Annotated in this window: 7 protein-coding genes; 3 read left to right on the top strand and 4 right to left on the bottom strand. The window is 64.2% G+C overall.

Going from position 1 to position 5736, the window contains the following annotated elements; genetic code table 11:
• From CKO11_RS17025 to CKO11_RS17015, 3 genes are all read right to left on the bottom strand, one after another.
• Nucleotides 1-253: GcrA family cell cycle regulator (locus tag CKO11_RS17025; protein ID WP_317851829.1), on the bottom strand; the 253-nt coding region annotated here is incomplete at its 3' end.
• A 135-nt stretch (nt 254-388) separates the two neighbouring features.
• Nucleotides 389-856: an Lrp/AsnC family transcriptional regulator gene (locus CKO11_RS17020; RefSeq protein ID WP_223641478.1), complete on the bottom strand. Its 468-nt coding sequence runs from the start codon at nt 854-856 to the stop codon at nt 389-391.
• 3 nt (nt 857-859) lie between these two features.
• Nucleotides 860-2143 carry a 4-aminobutyrate--2-oxoglutarate transaminase gene (locus CKO11_RS17015; RefSeq protein ID WP_223641476.1) on the bottom strand — a complete coding sequence of 428 codons (1284 nt, stop codon included), beginning with the start codon at nt 2141-2143 and terminating at the stop codon, nt 860-862.
• Between the two features lie 113 nt (nt 2144-2256).
• Between CKO11_RS17015 and CKO11_RS17010 the strand changes: the two genes are divergently transcribed.
• The 3 genes from CKO11_RS17010 (at nt 2257) to CKO11_RS17000 (ending at nt 4356) form a co-directional block, all read left to right on the top strand.
• Complete coding sequence (locus CKO11_RS17010) at nt 2257-3084, top strand: MerR family transcriptional regulator (RefSeq protein WP_223641473.1); 828 nt, start codon at nt 2257-2259, stop codon at nt 3082-3084.
• An 84-nt stretch (nt 3085-3168) separates the two neighbouring features.
• On the top strand, nt 3169-3585 hold the full coding sequence (locus CKO11_RS17005; RefSeq protein WP_223641471.1) for an META domain-containing protein: 417 nt from the start codon (nt 3169-3171) through the stop codon (nt 3583-3585).
• 42 nt (nt 3586-3627) lie between these two features.
• Nucleotides 3628-4356, top strand: coding sequence for a rhomboid family intramembrane serine protease (locus CKO11_RS17000; protein ID WP_223641469.1), 729 nt, complete (start codon nt 3628-3630; stop codon nt 4354-4356).
• On the opposite strand, the gene CKO11_RS16995 is transcribed toward CKO11_RS17000, so the two are convergent.
• A partial coding sequence (locus tag CKO11_RS16995; protein ID WP_223641467.1) for a GMC family oxidoreductase occupies nt 4353-5736 on the bottom strand: 1384 nt, incomplete at its 5' end. The genes CKO11_RS17000 and CKO11_RS16995 overlap by 4 nt on opposite strands.

Genomic DNA, 5736 nt, shown 5'->3' with positions numbered 1-5736 from the left:
GGCGGGCCGGGGCAGGTTGCGCCGCCGGGGCCGCCGCCGCAGGTTCCGGCGCGGCCGGTTTCGCCGCCGGGGCAGCAGCGGGCGCGGCGGCAGAGGCGCCGCCTTCAACCCGGTTCGACAATCCCAGCCGGTGCACTTTGCCGATCACGGCATTGCGGGTCACCCCGCCCAATTCCTTGGCGATCTGGCTTGCCGATTGACCCTCGGTCCACATCTTTTTCAGAAGTTCGACACGTTCATCGGTCCAAGACATCGGCACACCTTCATTTGCGCCCTTTCGGGCCCGCTTTTCGCCCCGACCGGGCGTCTACCGCCCATTCTAACCGGGACGTTGCGAGATACAAGCGGCGCTCCGGAAATTCAAGGGGGCGCGTGCGGGCAAGCCCCATCAGAACCGCGCCGCCGGACGCCGCGACGACAGTTGCAGGTTGGTTTCCGTGCGCTCCACCCCGTCTAGGCGTCGAATTTGCAAGATCGTTTCATCCAGTTCGGGCAAGGACCGCGCGCCGATTTCTGCAATCAGATCCCAGTGCCCATTCGTGGTATGCACCGCCTGCACCGGTGGCAGCCCCAACAGACGGCTGACCACCTTTTCGGTCATCCGCCCGTCAATGGCGAGCATCATCAGCCCACGCACGGGGGCCGTTGTCACATCGGAGCGGGTCAAAACGGTAAAGCCGGAAATCTCGCCCCGGTTCATCAGCCGCTCGATCCGCGCGCGCACGGTGGCGCGCGACAGACCCAGTTGCCCGGCAAGATCAGACACCGCTGCCCGCCCGTCGCGACGCAGCGCGGCGATCAGGCGTTGATCGGTATCATCCAGCCGGTCGGTGCCGCGCGGTGCCTCGCCCCACATCGCTTAGCCCTTTGCCGCAAGGATCGACGCTTCAAGGATATCCAGCGCCTCATCAAAGACCGGCTCGGGGATCGTCAGCGGCGCAAGGAAACGGATCACATTGCCATAGACCCCGCAGGTGAGCAGGATCAGCCCGCGCTTCAACGCTTCTTCGCGGATGCGGTTGGTCATTTCGGGGTTCGGCGTCTTGGTGCCTGCGACGTTGAATTCGACCGCATTCATGAAGCCAGGCCCACGAATATCGACGATTTCGGGCACGGCCTCTTGCATCGCCGCCAAGCGCTGCTTGAGCCGCGCGCCCAGACGCTCGGCCCGGGCGCAAAGCTCTTCTTCCGCGATCACATCCAAAACCGCATGGGCGGCAGCCACAGCCACGGGGGCCCCGGCATAGGTGCCGCCCAACCCGCCCGGGCTCGGGCTGTCCATGATCTCAGCCTTGCCGGTCACGGCGGAAATCGGGAAGCCCCCGCCCAGCCCCTTGGCCATCGTGGTCAGGTCCGCCGCCACGCCGTGGTGTTCCATCGCGAACAGCTTGCCGGTGCGGGCAAAACCCGTCTGCACCTCATCGGCGATCAGCACGATGCCATGCTGGTCACAAATCCCGCGCAGCTTGCCCATGAAGCCCTCGGGCACGGGATAAAAGCCCCCCTCCCCTTGCACCGGTTCAACGATAATCGCCGCCACCCGGCCCGGTTCGATATCAGCTTTAAAGAGCCGCTCCAGCCCCGCCACGGCCTCCTCGGCGCTGACGCCATGCAGCGGGCAGGGGAAGGGCAAGTGCCAGACATCGTTCATCATCGGGCCGAAGCCCGCCTTGTAGGGGGCGACCTTGCCGGTCAGCGTCATCCCCATGAAGGTGCGGCCATGAAAGCCGCCCGCAAAAGCCACAACGCCCGCGCGCCCGGTATAATGCCGCGCGATCTTCACGGCGTTTTCCACCGCTTCGGCCCCGGTGGTCGCAAAGATCGTTTTCTTCGCAAAATCCCCCGGCACAAGCGCGTTCAACCGCTCGGCCAGAGCGATGTAATTTTCATACGGCACGACTTGGTGGCAGGTATGGGTGAACGCCTCCAATTGCGCCTTCACCGCCTCGATCACTTTCGGATGGCGGTGCCCGGTGTTCACCACCGCGATCCCCGCAGCAAAGTCGATGTAGCGGGTGCCGTTCTTATCCCAGATCTCCGCATTCTCGGCCCGTTCGGCATAGATCTGCGTCGTCATGCCAACACCCTTGGCAATGGCATCTTGGCGGCGGGCGGTAAGGTCGGACGAGGTCTGGACAGTCATGGTGGGGCTCCGATTCGAGATACCCTAGCCTTCATCTTTTTGCATTTTTTCTGCAAGAAAATTCTTGCCCGTGGCGATGGCCCCGGGCATCTTCTGCGCGTAAGGCTGAGAAAATGACCGATTTGCCCAATGACCCGGATTCTGACCCGAGCCAGCCGCTGTTTCGCGTGACCGAGGCGGCGCGGGCCGCCGGTGTTGCCTCGTCAACCTTGCGACTGTGGGAAACCCAAGGGCTGATCGCCCCGCAACGCCGCGCCTCGGGCCAAAGGCTCTACACGGCGGCAGATGTGGCCCGGCTTCAACGCATCGCCTATTTGCGCCGCGAAGCAGGGCTGAACCCGGCAGCGATCCGTGCCACGCTGGAAGGCGACGACAGCGATACTGCCCCCCCAAAGATGGCCAATGAGCCGCTTGGCGCGGCGCTGCGCCAATTGCGCCAAGGGCGGGGCGAAACGCTCGATACCGTGGCGCAGGCGGTGGGCAGCTCTCCCTCGGCCCTCTCAACGATCGAACGCACCGGGCTGGGCGTCTCTTTCAAGGTTTTGGCCGATCTGGCGCAATATTACGGCACCACGGTTTCGCATCTGTCGGGGCAAGAGAGCGCGGGGCAGACCGTGGTGCGCGCGGGGGCGGCACGGGTCTGGCCGATGCCGGTCGAAGGTGTGCGGGTCGAAGTGCTGGCCGAGGGTCAGCGGCAGATGGATTGCCACCGTTTCATTCTGGCCCCCGGCGCCGCATCCGAGGGCGGCTATGGCCATGATGGCGAAGAATTCATCACCGTGATCGAGGGGCGCTTGCGCATCACCCTTGATGGCGATGAAATGCACGAACTTGGCCCCGGCGACAGCATCTATTTCGAAAGCCGCCGCCCCCATGCTTGGGCCAATGCCGCCGATGGGCGCACCGTGCTGGTTTGGGTCAACACACCACCCAGTTTCTAACGCCGCCGCCCGCGCACCTTTGCGTGAGCGCGCTTGCCGTGCCGCGCGCCCTGCGTCACCTTTGGGACAACCGAAGGAGAGCCGATGCGCCCGATCCTGCTTCTTGCCCTGATCCTTGGCCTTGCCGCCTGCAAGGAAGACGACGCACAGACGGTCACCGACCCGCACATCTTGCTACAGCAGGCCGCCGAATGGCAGGTGTTCGACATTGCAGGGATGGTCGTGCCCCAAGGGGTGGTGGTGACGCTTGCCACCCCCGAGACGGGCGTGATCGCGGGCAGCGCGGGCTGCAACCGCTATTCGGCACGGATCGAGATGCGCGGAGACCAGCTTCATATCGGGGCGCCCACCGGCACGCGAATGATGTGCCCGCCCGCGCAGATGGAGGTGGAACAAGCGTTTCATTCCACCATTGGCCGCGCCAAGGGGATGCGGCTGCGCGGCGAAACACTGGAACTGACCGATGCGGCAGGCGCGCCGCTGATCCGCGCGCGCCCATGAGCCTTGCTTGACGCACAGGCCGGTTTCCGAAAGGTTCGCCCCATGTTTCCGATCCGCGATCATAACCCGTCTAATCGCACGCCCTGGGTCACTTGGGCGATCATTGCGCTCAACGTCGTGATCTATGTGATGACGGCGGATTGGGGCGGCAATATGCGCGGGTTTTGGCTGCATGGTGCGCTATACCCCGAGGCGGTCACCCATGGCGTCTGGCTGCATGGGCTGGTGAGCTACATGTTCTTGCACGCGGGGATCATGCATATCGGCGGCAATATGCTGTTTCTTTGGGTCTTTGGCGACAATCTGGAGGATCAGCTCGGCCATTTTGGTTTTGCGCTTTTTTACCTGTTGGGCGGGCTGGCCGCGGCCGGGGCCCAGATCGCGCTTGAACCGCATAGCCCGGTGCCGATGGTGGGCGCGTCGGGCGCGGTGGCGGCGGTGATGGGCGGTTATCTGCTTTTGTTCCCGCGCGCGCGGGTCGATATTTTGGTGATCCTGTTCATCATCTACAAGATTTTCACGCTGCGCGCCTTTTGGGTGCTGGGGATCTGGTTTGCCTTTCAGCTTTTCAACAGCCTTGGCGCGGGCAGTGACGGCGTGGCCTATATGGCGCATTTGGGCGGCTTTGTGGCGGGCCTTGCGATGATGGTGCCGCATTTCCTGCGCCTTGGCGGCCCCGCCTTCTGGCGCGACACCCAGGGCCAACCGCCCCATCCTTCCATCGACTATCAAGCGACTGCTGTGCCGATCGTGCCGCGCCGGCGCCGCTAACCGCCCTTACGATCGGCGCGGATAAAGGCTGCCGCGCGTTCTGCGATCATGATCGTGGGCGCATTGGTATTGCCGCCCACCAGTTGCGGCATCACCGAAGCATCAACCACCCGCAGCCCCGCGACGCCATGCACCCGCAATTCCGGGTCCACCACGGCCTGCTCATCGGTGCCCATACGACAGGTGCCCACCGGGTGATAAACGGTATCGGCGCGCGCACGGATATCGGCCATCAGCGCCGCGTCGGACCCATCATGCGGGTAAAGACGCTCGCCCCGCCACGGCGCCAACGGCGCTGCCGAGGTGATTTCTTCCAGCACCTGCCCGGCCCGCAGCATCAGCGCTTCATCGCGCGCATCAGCCAGAAAGGCCGGATCGATCAGCGGGGCCTTACGCGGGTTCTGAGATGCCAAACGTAGCGCTCCACGCCCATGGGGCCTCAGGGCACAGATATGTGCCGACCAGCCATCGGCCGTATGCATCTTACGCATATGCTGATCGACGATGCCGACAACGAAATGCATCTGCAAATCTGGGATCGGTTCTTGGAGTGACGAACGCAGAAACGCCCCCGCCTCCGCCATTGGCGAGGCAAAAAGCCCTTCGCCATGTTTGCGCCAACCGCCTGCGGCGCGGGCCAGCCGCATCATGCCGCGCGGGTTCAGCCCCACCACATCGCGCCGGGGCGAGGTGTAAGAGATGATGTAATCCAGATGGTCATGCAGGTTTTCACCAACACCGGGCAGATCGTGCAGGACCGCGATCCCCTTGTCGCGCAGATGTGCGCCGGGGCCGATCCCCGATAGCATCAAAAGCTGCGGCGATCCAAAAGCGCCCGCCGACACAATCACCTCGGCGCGCGCGGTGATGCGCAACCGCGTTCGCCCCTGTCGCACCAGCGCGCCAACGGCGCGCCGCTGTTCGATCAGCACCTTTTCCGCGCGTGTGCCGGTAAGCACGGTGAGATTGGGGCGATGCATCGCCGGGTGCAGATAGGCCGCGGCAGCCGAACAGCGTTCGCCCTTTTGCGGGCCATCCCAAAACTGCGTGACCTGATAAAGCCCCGCGCCTTCCTGTTCTGGCCCGTTGAAATCGTCATTCGCCAAACAGCCCACCACCCCGCAGGCTTCGATAAAAGCTTGCGAAATTTTACGCGGTCGGCGTTGGTCACCCACCTGTAGCGGCCCGGCATCGCCATGCAAATCGCAAGCGCCGCGCATATTGCGCTCGCTTGCCTTGAACCACGGCAGGCAGGCGGCCCAGTCCCAGCCCGTCGCCCCCATCTCGGCCCAGCGGTCATAATCGGACGGATGGCCACGCACATAGAGCATGGCATTGATCGCGGACGAGCCGCCAAGCCCCCTGCCCCGCGGCTGAAAC

It is taken from the genome of Rhodobacter sp. TJ_12, assembly GCF_020023995.1.
Lineage (GTDB): Bacteria > Pseudomonadota > Alphaproteobacteria > Rhodobacterales > Rhodobacteraceae > Rhodobacter.
This window is presented reverse-complemented; position numbering and strand designations above follow the sequence as displayed.

Coding starts and splice junctions, on each gene's coding strand:
- CKO11_RS17020 (WP_223641478.1), bottom strand. CDS start 856: ATGTGGGGCGAGGCACCGCGCGGCACCGACCGGCTGGATGATACCGAT.
- CKO11_RS17015 (WP_223641476.1), bottom strand. CDS start 2,143: ATGACTGTCCAGACCTCGTCCGACCTTACCGCCCGCCGCCAAGATGCC.
- CKO11_RS17010 (WP_223641473.1), top strand. CDS start 2,257: ATGACCGATTTGCCCAATGACCCGGATTCTGACCCGAGCCAGCCGCTG.
- CKO11_RS17005 (WP_223641471.1), top strand. CDS start 3,169: ATGCGCCCGATCCTGCTTCTTGCCCTGATCCTTGGCCTTGCCGCCTGC.
- CKO11_RS17000 (WP_223641469.1), top strand. CDS start 3,628: ATGTTTCCGATCCGCGATCATAACCCGTCTAATCGCACGCCCTGGGTC.